The sequence below is a fragment of the Bacteroides sp. 3_2_5 genome (assembly GCF_000159855.2).
Lineage (GTDB): Bacteria > Bacteroidota > Bacteroidia > Bacteroidales > Bacteroidaceae > Bacteroides > Bacteroides fragilis.
In genome coordinates this window covers 147182-169423 of sequence record NZ_JH636046.1, presented here as the reverse complement: position 1 = coordinate 169423, position 22242 = coordinate 147182, and the positions used below count along the sequence as shown (strand labels likewise).

At 44.9% G+C, this 22242-nt stretch carries 17 protein-coding genes; 13 read left to right on the top strand and 4 right to left on the bottom strand.

The window, feature by feature from the left end; translation table 11 throughout:
* The first annotated feature begins 461 nt into the window (after positions 1–461).
* The 4 genes from BSHG_RS01305 (at position 462) to BSHG_RS01320 (ending at position 7082) form a co-directional block, all read left to right on the top strand.
* Positions 462–923, top strand: coding sequence for a DNA-binding protein (locus BSHG_RS01305; protein ID WP_005803999.1), 462 nt, complete (start codon positions 462–464; stop codon positions 921–923).
* Positions 924–1323: 400 nt separating this feature from the next.
* The gene (locus BSHG_RS01310; protein ID WP_008661515.1) at positions 1324–3261 is read left to right on the top strand and encodes a DUF3857 domain-containing protein; all 1938 of its coding nucleotides are present in this window, start codon (positions 1324–1326) and stop codon (positions 3259–3261) included.
* 17 nt (positions 3262–3278) lie between these two features.
* Positions 3279–4865, top strand: a complete 1587-nt coding sequence (locus tag BSHG_RS01315; protein WP_008661513.1) for a DUF3857 domain-containing protein — start codon at positions 3279–3281, stop codon at positions 4863–4865.
* 390 nt (positions 4866–5255) lie between these two features.
* A complete protein-coding gene (locus tag BSHG_RS01320; protein ID WP_005797500.1) occupies positions 5256–7082 on the top strand; it encodes an endonuclease/exonuclease/phosphatase family protein in 1827 nt (608 codons plus the stop codon).
* Between the two features lie 226 nt (positions 7083–7308).
* On the opposite strand, the gene BSHG_RS01325 is transcribed toward BSHG_RS01320, so the two are convergent.
* Both BSHG_RS01325 and BSHG_RS01330 read right to left on the bottom strand, forming a co-directional pair.
* Entirely contained in the window at positions 7309–8862 is a 1554-nt protein-coding gene (locus BSHG_RS01325) for a sensor histidine kinase (protein WP_008661510.1), read from the bottom strand.
* 237 nt (positions 8863–9099) lie between these two features.
* Positions 9100–10773, bottom strand: coding sequence for a nucleoside kinase (locus tag BSHG_RS01330; RefSeq protein WP_005791317.1), 1674 nt, complete (start codon positions 10771–10773; stop codon positions 9100–9102).
* 83 nt (positions 10774–10856) lie between these two features.
* On the opposite strand from BSHG_RS01330, the gene BSHG_RS01335 reads away from it, so the two are divergent.
* A complete protein-coding gene (locus BSHG_RS01335) occupies positions 10857–12554 on the top strand; it encodes a Na/Pi cotransporter family protein (protein WP_005791319.1) in 1698 nt (565 codons plus the stop codon).
* Between the two features lie 77 nt (positions 12555–12631).
* Here BSHG_RS01335 and rd read toward each other — a convergent pair whose 3' ends face one another.
* The gene (gene rd, locus BSHG_RS01340; protein WP_005804009.1) at positions 12632–12793 is read right to left on the bottom strand and encodes a rubredoxin; all 162 of its coding nucleotides are present in this window, start codon (positions 12791–12793) and stop codon (positions 12632–12634) included.
* A gap of 134 nt (positions 12794–12927) precedes the next feature.
* On the opposite strand from rd, the gene BSHG_RS01345 reads away from it, so the two are divergent.
* The 8 genes from BSHG_RS01345 (at position 12928) to BSHG_RS01375 (ending at position 21683) form a co-directional block, all read left to right on the top strand.
* Entirely contained in the window at positions 12928–14601 is a 1674-nt protein-coding gene (locus BSHG_RS01345) for an ATP-binding protein (RefSeq protein WP_005791324.1), read from the top strand.
* Positions 14602–14664: 63 nt separating this feature from the next.
* Positions 14665–17349 (top strand): calcium-translocating P-type ATPase, PMCA-type, encoded by a 2685-nt coding sequence (locus BSHG_RS01350; protein ID WP_008661504.1) that lies wholly within the window; start codon positions 14665–14667, stop codon positions 17347–17349.
* A gap of 117 nt (positions 17350–17466) precedes the next feature.
* Positions 17467–18090 carry an HAD family hydrolase gene (locus tag BSHG_RS01355; RefSeq protein ID WP_005791331.1) on the top strand — a complete coding sequence of 208 codons (624 nt, stop codon included), beginning with the start codon at positions 17467–17469 and terminating at the stop codon, positions 18088–18090.
* Between the two features lie 19 nt (positions 18091–18109).
* Positions 18110–19051 carry a bifunctional riboflavin kinase/FAD synthetase gene (locus BSHG_RS01360; protein ID WP_005791333.1) on the top strand — a complete coding sequence of 314 codons (942 nt, stop codon included), beginning with the start codon at positions 18110–18112 and terminating at the stop codon, positions 19049–19051.
* A 746-nt stretch (positions 19052–19797) separates the two neighbouring features.
* Positions 19798–19926 carry a hypothetical protein gene (locus tag BSHG_RS23670; RefSeq protein WP_255344011.1) on the top strand — a complete coding sequence of 43 codons (129 nt, stop codon included), beginning with the start codon at positions 19798–19800 and terminating at the stop codon, positions 19924–19926.
* Between the two features lie 38 nt (positions 19927–19964).
* Positions 19965–20753, top strand: coding sequence for a CPBP family intramembrane glutamic endopeptidase (locus tag BSHG_RS01365; RefSeq protein WP_005797512.1), 789 nt, complete (start codon positions 19965–19967; stop codon positions 20751–20753).
* A gap of 35 nt (positions 20754–20788) precedes the next feature.
* Positions 20789–21427 (top strand): DUF2975 domain-containing protein, encoded by a 639-nt coding sequence (locus BSHG_RS01370; protein WP_005791337.1) that lies wholly within the window; start codon positions 20789–20791, stop codon positions 21425–21427.
* A gap of 28 nt (positions 21428–21455) precedes the next feature.
* The gene (locus BSHG_RS01375; protein ID WP_005791339.1) at positions 21456–21683 is read left to right on the top strand and encodes a helix-turn-helix domain-containing protein; all 228 of its coding nucleotides are present in this window, start codon (positions 21456–21458) and stop codon (positions 21681–21683) included.
* Positions 21684–21810: 127 nt separating this feature from the next.
* On the opposite strand, the gene BSHG_RS01380 is transcribed toward BSHG_RS01375, so the two are convergent.
* A complete protein-coding gene (locus BSHG_RS01380) occupies positions 21811–22239 on the bottom strand; it encodes a SufE family protein (RefSeq protein ID WP_005791341.1) in 429 nt (142 codons plus the stop codon).
* Positions 22240–22242: the final 3 nt, after the last annotated feature.

Below are 22242 nucleotides of genomic sequence, written 5' to 3'. Positions count from 1 at the left end.
CCCGGATGTGAATCCGGGCAATCTTTTTTTTTATCGATTTTTTTAAATAAAATCAGGAAAGGATTGTTTTTCTGATTTTAATAAGATACTTTTGTTGAAAATCTGAATCGTTTACTGTCTTAGGCGGAATTTAGTCATTGAAACGGATATTTGCCGTTTACGAAATAAGAATGTTACTGATTCTGATAAGACATTATACGGAGATAACTTAACTTTTTTTTTTTCATAGCATTATGATGTCACTTAGATGTGAATCGGGGTGGCAGATCTCTTTTATAATAAGATAATATTAATGAATTTTTCTAATTGACAAAGATTGTTTGGATGTGAATCCGGGCAATCTTTTTTTTGTTGTTTCTTGAAAAAAAGAGAAGAAAGAGTTGTTTTTAAAATTTTAAGGGCATACCTTTGGGAGAATTAAATAATTTTCTAATACTAACCTTTACTAATCCTATAAAAACATGAGTGGATTGTATTATAACTTGGCGTTGCGAAACAGTGATGTAGGAAATAAAGAATCTGAAAAACTGTATTATTGTGTTTTAAAAAACAGAGGAATGGTGGACCAGGAAACATTTGTCAATTATCTGAGCCAGATTTCCGGGGTTCAAGAGGCCTTGTGCTTAGCAATGATTTCAAAATTAGGCGCAGCCGTTATCAATTATCTGCAAGACGGGCGAAGTGTGGATATTCCGCATTTGGGTACTTTTAACCTAACGGCGAGCAGTACCGGCGTAAAAACGCTTGATGAGGCGAAAGCATCACAGATAAAGGCCATCAACTTGCGCTTTTCTACTAAAGAAGAGACTGACTTAGTGTTGAGCCGTTGTGCATTAACCCGAAGTGTCTCATTGACAAACTTAAACGATGTAATTAAAGAAAAGGATCCGGGAGGTGATATCGTAGATGATCCCACTGCATAAATAGTATCAAATATTTATTTATAACTTTAGATAAGCCGCTGGAAACAGCGGCTTTTTTATTACAAATAGGATTTCTCGGTAATCTGACTGGGAAATATCAATATGCCGTTCTCAGGGCTACAGAAAAGTGTCATCGAGATGACAAAAAATCATCGTCTCGATCTCGATTTTTAAAGATTGAAATAACAATTTCTTGCTTCTGGTAAAATAAGTATATATTATCCTCTCCTATAAATAGGTATTAAAAGGATACAGGTGTAAACAGGCTCTTCTTCTTTCTCATACTTTATTTTTAAATACTTCTTTCGATTACTTTTGTTTTTACCCATCGATATATTACTTTTGTCCGTTACAGACAGAAAAACGATAAAACCATTCACAAATATTCAATTCATAAACTATGCGTAAATTAAAAAATGTCCTCCGGGCATCTTCATGCTGTGCTTTTTCAATCTTAATGTGTCTCCCGGCCGCCGGGCAGAATGCATGGAGCGAAGCTGACTGCGTGACCCTGCTGGACAGTACCTCGGTAACTGTGCAGCCAAACGGCTCCGGAAGTTTTGCCGTGTACAAATCGTTTAAAGTACAGACTCCCAAAGGGGCAGTGAATAACCATGTGATCAAGTATGATTATGATCCGCTGACAGCCTTTGCCCGTTTCAAACAAGTCACCGTGCAGCGTGCCAACGGCGAAACCATACAGGTGGACGTGACCAAGACCTGCGATTATGCCGCTCCGGCAAGGGCTATTTATTGGGGAGCCCGTCAGATCATGCTCGAACTCGGACGCCTGGAGCCGGGAGATGTCGTTTCCTACGAAATCAGTAAGAAAGGCTTTACTTATGCTCTGCTGGCAGGAGCTGAAGATGATGACGCGCGTTTCATTCCGCCCATGCACGGGCAGTTCTACGACATTGTTCCTTTTTGGGTGAATGAACCCACCCGCCGCAAGGTATACGTTGTCAGTATGCCGATGGAAAAAGAGCTTCAGTTCCAGTTCTATAACGGTGCCTGTACCTCGTCAATGCGTTATGAGGACGGGCGAAAGGTATATACGTTTGCCGTGGACGAAGTGCTTCCTTTCCGGAAAGAGCCCAATATGGTGGATCTTTTTGACGAAGCCCCGAAGCTGATGATGTCGTCTACCCCGAAATGGGAGGATAAGTCGCTCTGGTTTCACGACTTGAACGAGGCATACGGCAGTTTTGCCGCACTGCCCGAGGCTCAGAAGAAAGTGGACGAACTGATAAAGGGAAAAAAGACCGAAATGGAGAAAATCGCCGTATTGACCCATTGGGTAGCCGATAATATCCGTTATGCGGGCATCACCATGGGCGAAGGCGAGGGCTTTACGCTCCATAACACGAAGATGAACTACACCGACCGCTGCGGAGTATGCAAGGACATTGCCGGCACGCTGATCTCTTTCCTGCGTATGGCGGGATTTGAGGCCTATCCGGCCATGACGATGGCGGGAAGCCGCATCGAAAGCATCCCTGCCGATCACTTTAACCACTGTGTGGCAGTGGTGAAGCTGGCGAATGGGACGTATATGCCCCTCGATCCTACCTGGGTTCCTTTCTGCCGCGAGTTGTGGAGCAGTGCCGAGCAGCAGCAGAACTATCTGCCCGGCATTCCGGGAGGTTCCGACTTGTGCCTGACTCCGGTTTCGGCTCCCGAGAATCATTATGTCCGCATCACTGCCGATAACAAAATCGATGCAAAGGGCACGCTGAAAGGCTCGTTTACCATCACCGCCGAAGGTCAGTCGGACAGCAGCATCCGCCGCATCTTTACGCAGGGCTGGCAGACCGAATGGCAAAGCACGATGGAAAGCCAGTTGCTCAACGTATCTCCCAAAGCCCGTATGCTCGGAGTGGACTACGGAAAGGCGCCGAAGGATTATCAGACAGGCCCCATTCGCATCACGTTCCGTTACGAGATACCGGACTATGCGCTGGTCGGTGACCGGGAATTATTGTTGAAACCGATGGTGATGAACAACCTCTATGCGAGCGTTCTCTCGTTCCTGCGCATCGATACCGGCTTGGAAACCCGCCAATACGGCTTCCGTGATGCTTGCTCTCGTCTGGTCGAATTGGACGAAACGATTGCCCTGCCTCGGGGATATCGTCTGGCGGGAGAGCCGCGCAGCGAACAAAAGGCCGCTCCGGCAGCCGACTTCGAAGGCTCGTTGCAGCAGGTTGGCAACAAACTGGTGCTGAAACAGAAACTCGCCTTGAAGAAGCGCATCTATCGGGCAGCCGACTGGGAAGGATTCCGTGCTGCGGTGAATGCCTACAAAAGCTTTGCGGATTATTTGATTGTTAAACTCTAAAAAGATGATCGTCACACATGACTAAAATATATACCCTTCTGCTCCTCTGCCTGTTTGCGCTGACTCTTCCGGTCACCGCCCGGGAAGCGGAATTTAAGAAAATCAAAGAAAGCTGGACCCTGCAGGCTGATGGTACGCAGGTTTATCGTCAGTCGAAAGTCCTGACGCTGTACACTCACACGGCCATGAACCGCACGTATGGGGAGTCGTTCATTACGTACGATCCCCGTTATCAGACTTTGCAGATTCACGAGTCGTATACCCGCCAGAAAGACGGAAATATCGTCAAGACCCCCGCCAATGCTCTGGTCGAAGTGCTCCCCTCGGCAGCAGCCAATGCGCCGGCATTCAATGCTTTGCGCGAGATGGTAGTCGTACACACCGGGCTGGAACTCGGAGCTACCATCTATCTGGACTATTCCATTACAACCAAACCGGGATATTTGCCGGGGATTCAGATCTGCCGGTTGCTGGAGCACTCTTCGCCGGTGAAGGAGTACGAGATCAGCATCACCGTTCCCCGGGGGCAACATCTGGAATATGCCCTTAACAACCACAAGGCGAAAGCTTCCGTAACCGAATCCGAAGGGATGAAGCAAGTCAGCTGGACCCTGAAGAATCTGCCCGCCCTCAGCCGTGAGCCGCAGGTGTCGGTGATCGGCGGTGATTTGCCTCTGCTGACTGCCACGACTGAGGAGAAACCCCTGTCGTTTCTGACGTCACAATGGCAACCGGAAGGAGATGCAGGGATTCGTGCGCTGGCCGGAAAACTGACTGCCGGAGCGAAGGACGATAAAGAAAAAGTAACCGCGATACGTGACTATGTGATTGATAATCTTTACTATTCGTCCCTCCCGTTGGCGGAAAGCGGTTATCGCATCCGTCCCGCCGCAGAGGTGATCCGTTCGGCATACGGCACGGAGGCCGAGAAGGCGAATCTGATGGCCGCATTGCTGAAAGCGGCCGGACTGAAAGCCGGGATAGGGGCGGTCTGCGCTCCGTCTGAGAATACGGCATCACTGGGAGTAGGCAGCATCCGCGAACTGTTTGTGTGGACCGACGCCGGAGGCAGCCAACAGGCTCTGTCACTGAAAGGCAAAACTCCCTCAGCCGTTTCCTGGCAGAAAGATTATGCCTATGTAGCTTCATTGACGCAGCCGTTTGAACTGAATCTTCCACCGGTTACCCTGAGAAAAGACTATGCATTGCAGCCCGACGCGGCAAATGCCAAAGATGGCTATCTGGTCTTCACCCTCCCCGTAGAGCGTGGCAGCCTGGCCGATTCCCAGTACGTCCGGTTCAATAGCAAGCGCACTTCCAACCTCTTGTTGCCCGGACTGGCGGATGAATCTTTCACCTATACCGTAGATACTCCTGCAGGTATGGAATCTGTCACTCGGCCGATGGAGAAGAAGATGGACAATGCCGTAGGTACATTAACCATTTCCATCCGTCCCGAAGGAGCGAAAACGCGAGTGACCCGGAGCCTGAAGTTGAAGAAACAGATGATTCGCCCGGCGGATTATGCCGCTTTCCGTCAACTGATGACAGAGTACGGGGCAGTGGACGGGCTGACGCTGGTGTACAGAAAACCTCTTCCCTGATCCCTCTTTTCGACAGGAAGAGACAGTATATGTGCTATTATTCAGATTTAATAACTCAAAATATAACAATGAAGATGTAGCGGGAGCTGCCCGCAAAGGACATAGGCCGGTATCCGGTGGAACGGTCTCCAAACGATAAGCGGTGATTCGTGGAATGAGGATATGTCGAAACTCGCATTCACCACAGATTACACGAATGTATACAGATGGATACTGTTATCTATCAATAGATTAAGTTCGTCCTGTGAAGTTCTGTATCACTCTGTGGTGAGTTATGGCATACCCCCGTTCTGCAGGTCACGCTCCGTAGAGCTCCTCTCCTGTGCCTCTCTGCCTATGCAGCTCTGTAGTGAAACAGGCTTCCGCGACATCTTTTAGGGAGGAACCCTTATGAGAAAACTATTATTGCTCTTATTCTCAGCACTTTTTGTGCTGTCAGCCCAGGCTGAAGATGTGCTGCGCCTGATGACCTACAACGTCCGTAACGCCAATGGCATGGACGGTATATGCAATTATCAGCGTGTAGCCAATGTGATCAACAACGCCCGTCCGGACATCGTTGCCATCCAGGAACTGGACAGCATGACTGCCCGGAGCAACCGGACCGATGTTCTCAAGGAACTGGCGGAACGCACTCAATTGCATCCCTGCTTTGCGCCTGCCATCGATTATGACGGAGGAAAGTATGGCATCGGTATACTTTCGAAAGAGACTCCGCTCCGTGTGCAAACCTTCGCCCTTCCGGGACGTGAAGAGCCACGCACGCTGCTTGTCGCCGAGTTCCCAGAGTATGTCTTTGCGTGTACGCACCTCTCTCTGACCGAAGAGGATCGGATGAAGTCTCTCGAAATCCTGAAGTCCGTTACAGCCAATACCCGGAAACCTTTCTTCCTTGCCGGTGACTTCAACTCGGATGCCGACTCCGGCTTTATCAAAGATTTGAAGAGTACATTCCAGATACTTTCCAACCCGAAGCAGCCCACTTATCCGGCTTCCGAACCGAAGGAGACGCTCGACTACCTGATTGCTCTGAAACAGGAAACGCCTACTTTTGTTGTCAACTCGGCTCGGGTGATCGATGAGCCTCTGGCGTCCGATCATCGTCCTTTGTTGGTAGAAGTACGGATGGCGGTACCCGAGAATCGGATTTGCCGTACCAAACCCTATCTTCAGAATCCCGTAGGAGGTGGAATCACAGTGATGTGGCAGACCAACGTGCCGGCCTATTGCTGGGTGGAGTACGGCACGGACCCTTCCAACCTGAAGCGCGCACGTACCCTTCTGGATGGTCAAGTTGTTTGTGGCAATACTCTTCACAAGATTCGCCTCGATAGTTTGCAGCCCGGACAGAAATATTATTATCGTACCTGTTCGCAGGAGATCCTGCTTTACCAGGCCTACAAAAAGGTGTTTGGCAATACAGCCCGTACAGAACTCAGGGAGTTCACGTTACCCGCAGCCGGTGATGACAGTTTTACGGCTGTGGTGTTCAACGACCTGCATAAACAATCGAAGACGTTTCAGGCATTGTGCGAACAGATAAAGGGGATTGACTATGATTTTGTAGTGTTCAACGGCGATTGTGTAGACGACCCCGCCAATCACGATCAGGCAACAGCCTTTATCAGCGAACTGACCGAAGGCGTAGAGGGTGACCGCGTACCTGTCTTCTTTATGCGCGGCAATCACGAGATCCGGAATGCCTATTCGGTAGGCCTGCACAGCCTGTTCGATTATGTAGGCGATAAGACTTACGGCTCCTTCAACTGGGGAGATACCCGTATCGTAATGCTCGATTGCGGTGAAGATAAGCCGGATGATCATTGGGTATATTACGGACTCAACGATTTTACGAAGCTGCGTAATGACCAGGTAGGATTTTTGAAGCGTGAGCTCGCTTCCAAAGAATTTAAGAAAGCCGCTAAGCGGATTCTGATTCATCACATTCCGCTTTACGGAAACGACTACGAGAATCTGTGTTCCGGGCTTTGGGGTAAACTTCTGGAGAAAGCACCTTTCAATATCAGCCTTAACGCGCACACACATGAATATGCCTATCATCCCAAAGGCAGCCTTGGCAATAACTTCCCGGTGATTATCGGTGGCGGTTATAGCATGAAAAGTGCAACGGTAATGGTGATTGAAAAGAAGAAGGACATACTTAAGGTGAAAGTACTCAATACCAAAGGAGAAGTGTTGTTGGAACTTACCGTCTGATAACGTCTCCCTTCCGAAAAAAATAGCGGGAGAGGATGTGTTTAAATCCTGATTTAGAAAGGGAGAGCTTCTCATTTGAAATTTGCCTGCCCTTATGAACAATGAAAAGAGCCATGTCAAACTCTATTTTTGAGTAATGATATGGCTCTTTTATGTTTATGGATTACAGTCTGTAACTTTTTAGAGTGCTCACTTTAGTTGCGGCACATTCACTTCTTTTATTTAATTATGTATGTAATTCGAGTATAAACCTGCTCCCCTTGGTATAACTGGTATCCAGTGTCAGGCTGCCGTTCATTTTGGTTGCTATCAGGGCGCAGATGGGTAGTCCTAAACCGTCTCCTTCTGTCAGGTCTTTGATTTCAGTGAAGGGCTTGAACAGGTTCTCTTGTTTCTCAACGGGAATACCCGTACCGGTATCCGATATAATGAATTGGTGCGTATGTGCGCCTCTCTTTTTGAAATCAAGGAATATCTTTCCGCTTTCGGTATATTCCGCAGCGTTCTTCAGCAAGTGAATCAAGATCCGTTCCAGTTGTTCAGGATTGGTCTTGATCTGGAGTTTGGCAGCATTGACTACGGTCGAAACTTCGGGTTGTACAAACTCTTTCACCTTATCCATGGTAGCTTCACAGAAAGTATTTACGTTGATCTCCTTCATTTCATAAGGTTCAGTCAGAGAGTTTTCCAATGTGGAAAGTTCCTGTATATCATTGCTGAACTTCTTCAGGGCTGCTACTTGTCCTTGCATCTGCTGTGCCTGTTGAGGTGCTTTGTCCGACAGCTCGGCGGCAGAAGAGGCGAGTGTATCCAGCGTAGGTTCCATCTGTGCTGAAATATTCTGGATAAACTGTGTCTTCAGTTCATTGTGTTCATTGGCTATCTGTACGCTCTTTTTCAGTTTCCGGTTACCGGCAATGAAACGAAGCAGTACGATGGCCACAAATATCAGACCGGCAATCAGGATTACTACCAGTGTGCACAGCCCGACGATCATATACTGTTTGCCCGAAAGTGTGTCTTCTTTCTCCTGAATGATCTGCTGGCTTTCGTCATACTTGCGTTTCAGTACGTTCAGTTCGTCTTGTGCCGTCATTGCTTTTACCGAATCGGTCCAGACGATGAAGTTCTCGTAAGTGCGGGCCACCAGTGAGGCATTGTTAGATTTACGTCCGATGGCAATCAGTTTTTTATAGCATTCGTTGACCTTATCGTAATTCTTTTGAGCTTTATATTGGTTGATTAATTTCTGAAAGCACGCGTCTCCCTGAGTGTTTTGCCCGAATGTGTAGTAATAACTTGCCTGTGTGTATAGTAGGTTCTCGCTTAATGAATCGTTCTTGGCCAGGCCTACGGTTTCTGCCAACTTATCCAATTGAATTTTAGCCTGCGCCGCATTCTTTAGTCCGATGTACATCTGCAGTCTCTCTTTGGTGATTTGGAAACGTAGCGGGTAAAATTGTTTCTGCTGTTTTTGTTCACCGGCCCAGACTAGCTGATCCATTCCTCTACAGAGGTCGAATGCCTCTTTGTAATAATTTTCACGATGGTACAGAGCTGCTCCCTGAATTCCGCATTCCACGGCTTTCGGATAATTTTCCTGCGTTGCGAAAGCGCCATAGGCCTGGATGAAAAGATAACGCGCCTTAGTGTATTCTTTTTGTTCCAGACTACTCTGCGCTTGTTTCATCAGTTCATTTGCTCTGTTTTGTGTGCCTTGTGCATCGACGATTGTGCTAAAACAAACGAGGATGGTCAGGATTAAAGTCGATATTTTCATGCGATTTGGTTTTAAACAGTGACAAAGTTAAAAAATCTTTGTAGAAACCTCTCATTTCCCCCTCTTATTTTTCATTTCTTCTTTGATTCTTCTTCAAAGAGGAATGGCGGGCATTACCGGTTGGTTGAAAGGTGGATAAAATTTGATAATTCAGGCATAGATTCTACAAATAAGGCTCTCTCCGAAGCCGGTATTTGTAAAGTCTATGTCTGATAATGATTTGGAATATGGCTCTATCTAATATTTAAAACTGCTTCCTCCCAGGAATTCTCTCAAAAGTGAGGTTGGAGGAATCTCCTTATCCTGTACAGGAGTGAAATATTTGATAAACTTCAGCAACCGGTATGCTTCAGCATATTCCGGACAGTTACGTGGCACGCTGGTAAGAATGGGCTCGGCATGACAGCGGAGCACGGCAAATTCAAATAAAAGGGCGGAGTTGAACATCACATCGGCATTCTCCTGATAAGGGAAAATCCATTTATCTTCTCCGGCGCGTACGCTGGGCCAGCGTGAGATAGTCTCTTGGGCAGAATAGCCGCGATAGTTGAAGTCCCGGATAATACGGCGCAAAAGTCGGTTGTCCGTCGTTGGGATCCAGTTATGATCGTCCAGCGAGATGGTTGTCAAGGCAGAGACGTATATTTTGAACTTATTTGCTGCCGGGATTTGCGGAGTCAGTTCCGGATTAAGGGCGTGTATTCCCTCAAGAATCAATACCGTATGTTCGTCGATCCGCAATTTATCACCTTTATATTCTTTTTTTCCCAACATAAAGTTATAGCGGGGCAGTTCTACTTCCTCGCCACGCAACAAAGCCTGTAGTTGTGTATTGAATAACTCCAGGTCGAGGGCATAAAGGGATTCATAGTCATAATTGCCGTTTTCATCCAATGGAGTGTCTTCACGGTCTACAAAATAATTGTCCAGTGAGATGGGATATGGTTTCAGGCCGTTGGTCATTAACTGGATGGAGAGTCGCTTACTAAAAGTTGTTTTCCCGGATGATGACGGTCCGGAAATCAACACCAGTTTTACACGAGTCCCGTTTTCTCCGCGGTGGAAAATGCTATCGGCTATTTGTGCTATTTTCTTCTCTTGCAGAGCTTCTGCCACATTGATCAGGTCCGTGGCATGTCCCTCTTCACAAGCAATATTGAAATCTCCTACATTGTTCAATCCCATGATGTAGTTCCATCGCAGGTGCTCTTTGAAAACATCGAGCATTTTCTCCTGTTTTACCACATCTTCCAGTACAGATGGGTTTTCTTTGTTAGGAATACGCAGCAACAGTCCGTCGTAGTATTTAACGAGGTCGAATAAGTGGATAAATCCTGTACTTGGGAGCAGATTACCGTAATAATAGTCGGCAGTACCTCCCAAAGTATAATAATAGGTATAGATAGAACCGGAAGATTCGAGTAATTTTACCTTGTCATTCATGCCCCGTTCACTGAATACACGTACGGCTTCAGTTGTATGACACTCAATGCGGTGATAGGTAATGTCTTCCGCTATAATTTCCTGCATACGTTTCTTTATTTGTGACACGTCTTCAAGTGTGACGGGGCGCCCGATCCGCAAATTGCAGAAGTATCCTTTGGATACCGGGTGCTCCACAAAAAGTTTGCCATTCGGAAAGAGTTCGCTGACAGCTTTGTAGAGCACAAAGCAGAGAGAACGCACATACGTACGCATTCCCGAAGAATCTCTTACATCTAGAAACTCTACATCTTTATTGTTATATACACGAAAATTGAGTCCTTCAGAGCGATTATTTACTTTAGCACTGACTACCTGATAAGGAAAATTAAGATTAAAGCCGTAATAAATATCCAAAAGTGAGCTCCCAATAGGGAATTCTTTAGAAATATTATTATTTTTGCAATATATTTGTAACATCTGTTTCATTTCACGTCATTTTGGGGTGAATAGTACGGATAAATATATCACATAATTGCTAAGAAGACAAACAACCACTAAAATAATTATAGATGGAATATTCTTTTTATGATTTTTTAAAGCTCATTGGCTCGTTAGGACTTTTTCTTTATGGAATGAAGATCATGAGCGAGGGCTTACAGAAAGTCGCAGGTGACAGATTGCGAGGAATTCTGACAGCAATGACTACAAACCGGGTAACGGGAGTTTTAACAGGTGTGTTGATCACCGCCCTTATCCAATCTTCTTCGGCAACGACGGTGATGGTGGTCAGTTTTGTAAATGCCGGTCTGCTGACATTGGCCGAATCCATTAGTGTGATAATGGGTGCTAATATCGGTACGACAGTCACCGCATGGATCATTTCTATTTTTGGGTTTAAAGTCGACATGGCTGCTTTTGCCCTTCCTCTTTTAGCCATTGCCCTTCCTCTTATTTTTTCGGGTAAAAGTAACCGTAAGTCTATCGGTGAATTTATCTTTGGTTTTTCTTTCCTCTTTATGGGGCTTTCGTACCTCAAAGCAAATGCCCCCGACCTGAATGCCAACCCGGAAATGCTGGCTTTTGTACAGAACTATACAGATATGGGATTTTTCTCGGTTCTGCTCTTTTTATTTATCGGTACTATTCTCACTATGATCGTACAGGCTTCCGCCGCGACGATGGCTATTACTTTAATTATGTGTGCCAACGGATGGATCAGCCTGGAATTGGGTGCCGCATTGGTCTTGGGTGAGAATATCGGAACTACTATTACAGCCAACCTGGCTGCCTTGACTGCTAATTCACAAGCAAAACGTGCTGCTTTGGCTCACTTTGTTTTCAATGTTTTTGGTGTGATCTGGGTGCTAATTATTTTCCATCCTTTTATGGTATTCGTCAATTGGGTGGTCGATACCTTCTTCCATCCGGGAAGTGCAGAGGTGGCTATTTCTTATAAGTTGTCCGCTTTCCACTCTATTTTTAATATATGTAACGTCTGTCTGCTGATCTGGGGAGTGAAACTGATTGAGCGTACCGTGTGTGCCATTATTCGTCCCAAGGAAGAAGATGAAGAGCCACGCTTGCGCTTTATTACCGGAGGTATGCTTTCTACGGCCGAATTATCCATACTTCAGGCCCGTAAGGAGATTCATCTGTTTTCCGAGCGTATTCATCGTATGTTTGGTATGGTACAAGATCTGTTGCATACTGAAAAGGATGATGACTTCAATAAACTTTTCAGCCGGATTGAGAAATACGAGAATATCAGTGATAATATGGAATTGGAGATTGCCAATTACTTGAATCAGGTATCTGAAGGGCGTTTGAGCTCGGAAAGTAAGCTTCAGATACGTGCCATGCTTCGTGAGGTAACCGAGATTGAAAGTATTGGTGACAGTTGCTATAACCTGGCACGTACCATCAGCCGGAAGCGTCAGACCAATCAGGATTTCACAGAGAAGCAATATGAGCACATTCATTTCATGATGAAACTGACCAATGATGCTCTGTCGCAAATGATTGTCGTGGTCGAGAAACCCGAACATCAGAGTATCGATGTTAATAAGTCATTCAATATTGAGAATGAAATTAATAACTATCGTAATCAACTGAAGAATCAGAATATCCTGGATGTGAATAATAAAGAATATGATTATCAGATGGGAGTTTATTACATGGATATTATCGCCGAATGTGAAAAACTCGGTGACTATGTAGTAAATGTAGTAGAAGCGAGCAGTGACGTAAAAGAAAAGAAAGCGTCTTGAGAAAAGTGATGAACGATGAACGATAAAGCGTGTAATTGAGAGTGCTCATCGCTTATCGTTCATCGTTAATGAATCGTTTAGCCATTATACGGTTCGAAATCTTCTTTTCCAACTCCACACAGAGGGCATACCCAATCATCAGGAATATCTTCAAACTGTGTTCCGGGTTCGATTCCGCCTTCCGGATCACCTATCTCCGGATCGTAAATGAAATCACAAACGGTGCAAATGTACTTCATGTCGTCTCTTTTTTTAAGTTTATGCAAATATAACAAAAGTATCGGACGTATTGTTCATTTATTTTTTCTTTTTTCATTAATAAAGCACTACCTTTGTCTGTAGCAACAAAACATTAATCAAGGAATTATAAACTATGATGTGGCAGATTGTATTATCACTGGTATGTGTGGCTTTTTTAGGAGCTATTCTGTGGGAAAAGAGACAAGGTAAGTTAATGCAATCTGCATCGGACCGGAAACTGGAGAATGTAAATTGTCTGTTTGATGCGATTCTGACGCATATTCATGCGTATGTTTTGGTAATCGATTCTGATTTCAAAGTCCTGAAAACTAATTATTATGATTTGACTCATCTCAGTCCGGACGGTAAAGAGAAGCGTGTAGGTGATCTGTTGCAATGCCGGAATGCCTTGTCTGCCAAAGGGGGATGCGGAACCCATGCTTTTTGCCAGGAATGTCCGGTGAGGGGAGCAATAGGAAACGCTTTCCGCCAGAAGAAAGAATTTACTGATTTGCAATCATCACTGAATATTGCCATAGACGAGCATGAATTTGTAAAGTGCGACGTAATGATCTCGGGAGTATTTATGACTCTGGATAGTGAAGAGCGCATGGTGCTGACGGTGCATGACATTACTTCGATTAAACAAACGGAAGAGGCGTTGGCTGAAGCGAAGGAAAAAGCGGAAAATGCAGATCGTTCCAAGTCTGCTTTTCTAGCCAATATGAGTCATGAAATCCGTACGCCGCTGAATGCCATCGTCGGCTTTTCCGAACTGCTGGCAGCGGCCAATACAGAAGAAGAAAAGCAAAAATACCTGGAGATACTCCATACGAACAGCGAATTGCTATTACAGCTGGTTAATGATATTCTTGATTTGTCGAAGATTGAGGCCGGTACATTGGAGTTTGTTTATTCTGATGTCGATATCAACTTGTTACTGAATGATTTGGAACAATTGTTCCGTATGAAGATAGGCTCTAACTCGCCTGTACAGATTATAACAGAGCCCGGGCTGCCTTCGTGTATGGTTCATACGGATCGTAACCGAATTGCTCAGGTTGTGTCCAATTTTGTATCTAATGCAATCAAATTTACCACAGAGGGCAGTATCCGTATCGGATATCAGTCTTCCGAGAATGGACTTCGGTTTTATGTTAGCGATACCGGTTCGGGTATTTCGGCGGATAAATTGGAGGGCGTTTTCGATCGTTTTGTGCGTTTGCAAAGTGATAAAAACGGTAACGGACTCGGACTCTCTATCTGTAAGACGATTGTAAATAAGCTGGGTGGGGAAATCGGAGCCGAATCTGAGGTAGGCAAAGGAAGTACCTTTTGGTTTACATTGCCCGAACATTCCGATATTAAACCCAAAGTCATCATTGAGAAAGAGCAGGAAGAATTGCCTTCTGCAGTACGGGTTCCGGTTATCGATGCGGGAAGTGATAAAAAACTGAGCATACTGGTGGCCGAAGATATGGAAGACAATTATCGTCTTTGCGAAGCTATCCTCGCTTCACGTTACGAATTACATTGGGCTCACAATGGTGAAGAGGCCATTTCTCTTTTCCTGAAATTCCAACCGGACATTATCTTGATGGATATCCGTATGCCTGAGGTGAATGGCTACGAGGCTACGGAGGCTATCCGACAGATGTCGGCTACAGTGCCTATCATTGCTCTTACTGCTTTTGCGTATGAAGAAGACCGCCAGAAAATCATGCATAGCGGCTTTACCGATTTCCTGACGAAGCCCATTTCGTCAAAAGTACTGTTGGGAAAACTGGAATCCTTAAAAAAGATTTAAGAAACATCTTATACCGGATTTATGTTGTACTTTTGCAACTTCTAATTTAATGTATGTATCTGCATGACTGCAAAGAACGACGATTATTTTCATTTGGGCCTGACTGATCAAGAAGTTCTCCAAAGCCGGGAGAAATATGGTGCCAACCTACTGACGCCTCCTAAGCGTCCTTCGCTCCTGAAGCTTTATTTGGAAAAATTTGAAGATCCTGTTGTACGTGTGCTGCTTATTGCAGCTGTATTCTCTCTTATCATTTCCGTTATCGAGAATGAGTATGCCGAAACGATCGGTATTATAGCCGCTATCCTGTTGGCAACCGGTATCGGTTTCTATTTCGAATACGATGCCAATAAGAAATTCGATTTACTGAATGCCGTTAATGAAGAGACTTTAGTAAAGGTGATTCGTAACGGGCGTATTCAGGAGATTCCGCGTAAAGATGTGGTAGTAGGTGACATTGTGGTATTGGAGACCGGTGAAGAGATTCCCGCAGATGGCGAACTGATAGAAGCTATTTCTTTGCAGGTGAACGAATCGAACCTGACCGGGGAACCGGTGATTAATAAAACAATAATCGAAGCCGATTTTGATGAAGAAGCTACGTATGCTTCCAATCTGGTGATGCGCGGTACAACTGTGGTCGATGGCCATGGATCGATGAAGGTACTTCGTGTGGGAGATGCTACGGAGATTGGGAAAGTGGCACGTCAGAGTACGGAACAAACTACGGAGCCTACACCATTGAATATCCAGCTGACCAAATTGGCCAACCTGATCGGTAAGATCGGTTTTACCGTAGCCGGACTTGCTTTCCTTATTTTCTTTATAAAAGACGTTGTACTGTATTTCGATTTTGGGGCTCTGAACGGTTGGCATGACTGGTTGCCGGTGTTGGAGCGTACATTGAAATATTTCATGATGGCGGTTACCCTGATCGTGGTTGCCGTTCCCGAGGGATTGCCTATGAGTGTGACACTCAGCCTGGCACTGAATATGCGCCGTATGCTTGCCACTAACAATTTGGTGCGTAAGATGCACGCTTGCGAAACAATGGGGGCGATTACCGTGATTTGTACAGACAAGACCGGTACGTTGACACAAAATCTGATGCAGGTGCACGAGCCCAATTTCTATGGTTTGAAAGATGGTGGGAAACTGGCAGATGACGATATCAGCAGACTGATTTCGGAAGGGATTAGTGCTAACTCCACTGCTTTTCTTGAAGAAACGGGAAAGGGTGAGAAGCCGAAAGGAGTAGGTAATCCTACGGAAGTTGCCTTGTTGCTGTGGCTGAATAGCCAGAAACGTAACTATCTTGAACTCAGAGAAGGAGCACGGGTGCTCGACCAATTGACGTTCTCGACTGAACGTAAGTTTATGGCTACTTTGGTGAAGTCGCCGTTGATAGGCAAAAAGGTATTATATATAAAAGGTGCGCCCGAAATCGTGCTTGGCAAATGTAAGGAGGTGATTCTCGATGGCCGTCGTGTGGATAGTGTGGAATATCGTTCGACTGTCGAAGCACAATTACTGGGTTATCAGAATATGGCTATGCGTACACTTGGTTTTGCATTCCGTTTGGTGGAAGATAACGAACCGGATGACTGTGTGGCACTTGTTTCAGAAAATAACCTTAATTTCCTTGGAGTCGTTGCTATTTCCGATCCTATACGTCCCGATGTGCCTGCGGCAGTAGCTAAATGCCAGTCGGCAGGTATCGGTATCAAGATTGTGACCGGGGATACTCCGGGCACCGCAACTGAGATTGCGCGTCAGATCGGGCTGTGGAAACCGGAAGATACGGAACACAATCGCATTACCGGAGTTGCTTTTGCCGAATTGAGTGATGAAGAAGCATTGGATAGAGTGATGGACTTGAAAATTATGTCGCGTGCCCGTCCTACCGACAAACAGCGTCTGGTACAATTGCTGCAGCAGAAAGGAGCCGTTGTGGCTGTGACCGGAGACGGAACGAACGATGCGCCGGCGCTCAATCATGCACAGGTAGGGCTTTCGATGGGTACCGGAACTTCAGTTGCCAAAGAGGCCAGTGACATCACTTTGCTGGACGACTCTTTCAACAGTATCGGGACTGCTGTGATGTGGGGGCGGTCACTTTATAAGAATATCCAGCGTTTCATCGTATTTCAGCTGACCATTAACTTTGTGGCACTTCTCATCGTATTGCTCGGTTCTATTGTGGGAACAGAACTACCGTTGACTGTGACCCAAATGTTATGGGTAAATCTCATCATGGATACATTTGCCGCTTTAGCTTTGGCTTCTATTCCGCCAAGTGAGAGTGTTATGAACGATAAACCGCGTCGCAGTACTGATTTTATTATTAGTAAAGCGATGCAACATAATATATTCGGTGTCGGTACACTCTTTCTGGTAGTACTGATGGCGATGATATACTACTTTACAAATGCCGACGGTGGAATGACGGTACAGCGGTTGACCATTTTTTTCACCTTCTTTGTAATGCTTCAGTTTTGGAATCTGTTCAACGCTCGTGTGTTTGGCACTACCGATTCAGCATTCAAGGGTCTTACGAAGTCGTACGGAATGGAATTGATTGTACTGGCCATCCTGGGTGGGCAGTTTCTTATAGTGCAGTTCGGTGGAGCTGTATTCCGTACAGAACCGCTCGACTGGCAAACATGGCTTATCATCATCGGTTCTTCTTCTCTCGTCTTGTGGATTGGAGAATTGATTCGCTTGGTTAAACGTTTAACTCAGAAATGAAAATGAAAGCTATTTATCACAGTGGACGCAAAGAAAGTGTCTTTTATGAACAGGATATAAAAACTCCGTTTCCTTTGCGTGCTCTGTCGTGTATAAGCTTTCAAAAACAGAATAGAGATGAAAAGAAAAGGAATTAAAAACCTTATTTTTGATTTTGGTGGTGTATTGATTAATCTCGACCGTCAGCGTTGTATAGAAAACTTCCGGAAGTTGGGATTAGAGAAGGTGGACGAATTGTTAGGCATGTATTCTCAGCAGGGAATCTTTATGCAACATGAGAAAGGGTTGATCTCGTCAGCCCAGTTTCGTGATAGTATCCGCGGGCAGATAACCCAGGAGGTGACGGATGAGCAAATTGATGCTGCTTGGAATAGTTTCTTGGTGGATATCCCACGTTTTAAGCTTGATATGTTATTGAAACTCCGCGAGAAATATGTGGTCTATCTGCTGAGCAATACCAACGAGATACATTGGAAGTGGGCATGTGAGCATGCGTTTCCGTATCGGGGCTTCCGTGTAGAAGACTATTTTGAAAAGATGTACCTCTCGTATGAAATGAAAATGGTAAAGCCCGCTGAAGAGATTTTCCGGGGAGTGCTTGATGATGCAAACCTCGATCCGCGCGAAACTTTTTTCATAGATGACTCCGAAGCCAACTGCCAGGGCGCCCAGGCATTGGGCATCTCTACCTATACAGTGAAACCCGGTGAAGACTGGAGGCCGCTTTTTGCCGAGAATTAAAATAAATAGGAGAAACAGCATGCAGATAATCCGTAATATACCGGGAGTTCTACCCGAACCATGTGTTGCCACCATCGGTTTCTTCGATGGAGTACATATGGGGCATCGCTTTCTGATAGAACAAGTCAGAGAGTTGGCTGCGGCTCGTGGATTGCGTTCTGCACTGATTACTTTTCCCATTCATCCTCGTAAGGTGATGAATGCAGACTATCGTCCGGAGTTATTGACCACTTCGGAAGAGAAACTGGCGCTGCTTGAAGAAACGGGCGTGGATTATTGCTTTATGCTTGATTTTACACGTGAAGTATCACATCTGACTGCCCATGAATTTATGTCCGATATCCTGAGAGACCGTTATCGGGTGCAGACACTTGTCATCGGATATGACCACCGCTTCGGACACAATCGTAGTGAAGGCTTTGAGGATTATTGCCGTTATGGCTCTGAAATGGGAATAGAGGTGATTCGTGCTCGTGCCTGTGTGTGTGATGATCTCCATATAAGCTCTTCTGTCATTCGTAAGATGTTGCATCAGGGCGAAGTAGATCGGGCTGCACGTTGTCTGGGTTACGACTATTTTCTGGATGGTACGGTGGTGAGCGGTTATCAGGTAGGAAGGAAAATCGGATTCCCTACGGCCAATCTCAGTGTAGACGATCCTGATAAGTTGGTTCCTGCCGATGGTGTCTATGCAGTTCATGTCACGTTCGACGGGCATACTTATAATGGTATGCTCAATATCGGTACTCGTCCCACGATAGGGAATGGCCCCGAACGTTCGATAGAAGTGAATATCCTCCATTTTCATTCCGATATTTACGATAAATTTATCCGGCTCTCTTTTGTAAAATATCTCCGTCCGGAGCTGAAGTTCGATGGGATTGAAGGATTGATAGCGCAGCTTCATCAGGATGCAGCCGATGTGGAAGCGCTTTTGGGGAAAATACAAAATGTCAATTGACATTTTGTATTTTTTGTTTGCCACTGAGTGAGTTATATTCGGCCCGTTATCTTCCGGCTCTTAAATAGGAGCTTATTTTGTGAATTCGGCTTTTCAGATAGTCATCCTGATTGCGGATAATACATGTCTCTTGTTCTGTTTTGAGCCTGTTCTGTGTTCTTTAATTTGCAGAATATTCTGTTTTAAGGTGCAAATCGTTATTCTCTCCCTGATCATTCTATGCGTGCTGAAAAATGATTGCAGGCATGTAAATGTCCTCTTTTGTCTCTCTTCCGGCTTCATGCAGGTGAAGTTTTGAACTAATGAAGCTTTTGTTTTAACCCAATGATGTCTTTCTTTTAATGGTATGTGACCTCTCTTCTAAAGATATCATGCATATTTATTGGAAATCTTCGGTCGATGTTGCATCTTATTGCATGTTATATGCGTCTTGTATGCATTTTCTTCTTCCTGTTTGATGATTTGTGTTTTAGTGCGTGTCAGTAGATTAGGATGAATAGTGTCAGAGTGACGTCTAAAGGTGTAATACGCTATCAAATGGATATACTCTCCCTGACGCTGGTTCTTTGAGGCTTCTTTATATCAGCGTTTATCCTCTACAAATATCGAAAAACATTCTATATTTATTGTTTATCGATAAATAATTATCGAATTACTTGTTTAGGTGAAAATTAATATGAATCTTTGCATATCGAAAAACGATAAATTATTATTGAATAACATAACGAATCTTCAAAGTAAGTTTTATGAGAAAGTCATTGATGAGCATTACGATGTTGGTAGTATCCATCTCCATGTTAGCTTTGTTTGTATGTAGTTCAGTTTTGCATGGTCACCATACAAATGGCTCTTCTACCGAAGCGGTAGTCAATTAAAACCGTTATCTTTGTACATATTTAAAACAAAAGACTGAATGAAAACGGCGATCAAATTAATTCTGATTTATCTGGGAATCCAGCTTATTTGCGGTGGGCTGATCGGTATTCCTTTTACTATCATTGCCCGTATGAATGGTGGGAGCGTAGATGCCACCCGGGTTTCGGAGTTGACATTGGCTCCTTCGATGCTGCTTTCCATGGCAGTGATGTTTTTTTATTTATGGAAAGCACACTATATACCCAAAGACAAGACAAGTTGGTCATTCATTTCATTTCCATTTCTGATCATAACGTTTCTGATAGGCTTGTCGATGACTGTCCTGATGGATCTGTTGACTGCCGTCTTATCTTGGGTACCTGATATTCTGGAACAGCAGTTCGACGCTCTCCAGTCCGGTTGGTTAGGCATTGTGGCCATTACTTTGTTGGGGCCGATTCTTGAGGAACTTCTGTTCCGTGGTGGTGCCACTAAGGCATTGCTTGAACGCTATTCTCCCCGGAAAGCCATCTTCCTTTCGGCACTGCTTTTCGGAGTATTTCATTTGAATCCGGCTCAGATAGTTGCAGCCTTCTTTGGAGGCCTTTTGCTGGCATGGGTTTATTATCGGACACGAAGTCTGATTCCTTGTATCCTGATACACATTGTGAACAACAGTATTTCTGTCATGCTGAGTCTGACCTATCCCGATGCAGATACAATCAGGGATGTGACGGGTACGACTCCCTATTATCTATTGATAGCAGTGGCGGCTATGGTGTTCGTAGGCTGTTTTCTTCGGATAAAGCAGGTTACGGTTCCGGGAACGTGGCGGAAAGATGAATGAAAATAAACGATAAAGATTGAATAATAAGTCATAATATGAAAAGAAGATTGAACATACTATGTTTACTGGTTTTTCTGGTATTCTGTTATTCGGTGTTTAATATGGGGCGTGATTTCGGTCATGGCTTTTCCGAAGGGATGAAGATAAGTCATTCCGGTAATCAAAGTGTAGAGCAGGCTATCAACTTTCGGATTGCCACACTGATGCCCAAGGATTTTTCGTCCTTTAAAGATTCTGTCTATAATGAAAAGACCGGCTCTTATGTCCCCGTTGCCTATACACAGATGGTTACGAATGTAAAAGTCGACAGGAGTACCTGGATGATGGTTGCCCAGGTGATTTCCGGGCTTCTGGCTGTTTTTGCCATCATTGCGTCAACAGTGCTTTTTATTCAGCTGATTGTAGCTATCAATAAATCGGATATTTTTAATTGGAAGAATGTCCGTCGGTTGCGATGGTTGGGAGTCGCCTTGTTGCTGAACTTTATTAGTGAGGCAGTGCCGGCCCTGATGAATGATTATGAGTTGTCTTCAGTCTTCTCGTTGTCCGGATATTCTATGGAGACAAGCATAGATTCTGTGATGCTGGTCATTCTGGGACTGGTTTCACTAATTGTAGGCGAGGTATTCGCCATCGGGTTGAAGATGAAAGAAGAACAAGATCTTACTATCTGAATCCGAATATTGAAAAATTAATAGAATTATGGCTATAATAGTAAACCTTGACATAATGATGGCCCGAAGAAAAATATCTTTGGGGGAGTTGGCAGAGAAGATTGACATTACGCCTGCCAACCTTTCTATCCTGAAAACGGGAAAGGCCAAAGCGATTCGTTTCTCTACCCTTGAGGCGATCTGTAGAGTGCTAGATTGCCAGCCGGGGGATATTCTGGAGTATCAGGTGGATGAAGAAGATGGAGGTACGTCATAATTCACCACAGATTACGCAGATATTAACACAGGATGATTTTAATCTGCTGATAACCAGTAATATCTATCTGTGTAAATCGGTGTGATCTGTGGTGAGTACGAGTCCTGACACATCCTTATCTGGAGATTTAGCCTTTGGCCTCTTTGGCTTTGAATGCGAGTGCATACATCCGCATTTGTTTCACCATCGACAACAATCCGTTGCTACGTGTGGGGGATAGGTGGTCCTTCAGACCGATTTTGTCGATAAAGTAGAGTTCCGAATTAAGAATCTCGTCGGGTGTATGTCCCGATACGACTTTAATCAACAGTGCTATGATGCCTTTCACGATCAGTGCATCGCTTTCTGCTTTAAAGATAATTTTCCCGTCTACTTCGTCTGCCTGAAGCCATACACGGCTTTGGCAACCTTCAATCAGATTCTGTTCCGTTTTATATTTCTCGTCGAGCGGTTCCTGCTCGTTTCCTAAGTCGATAAGTAACTGGTAGCGATCCATCCAGTCATCAAAGTCGCTGAATTCAGCAACGACTTCGTCTTGTAATTCGTTGATTGACATGAT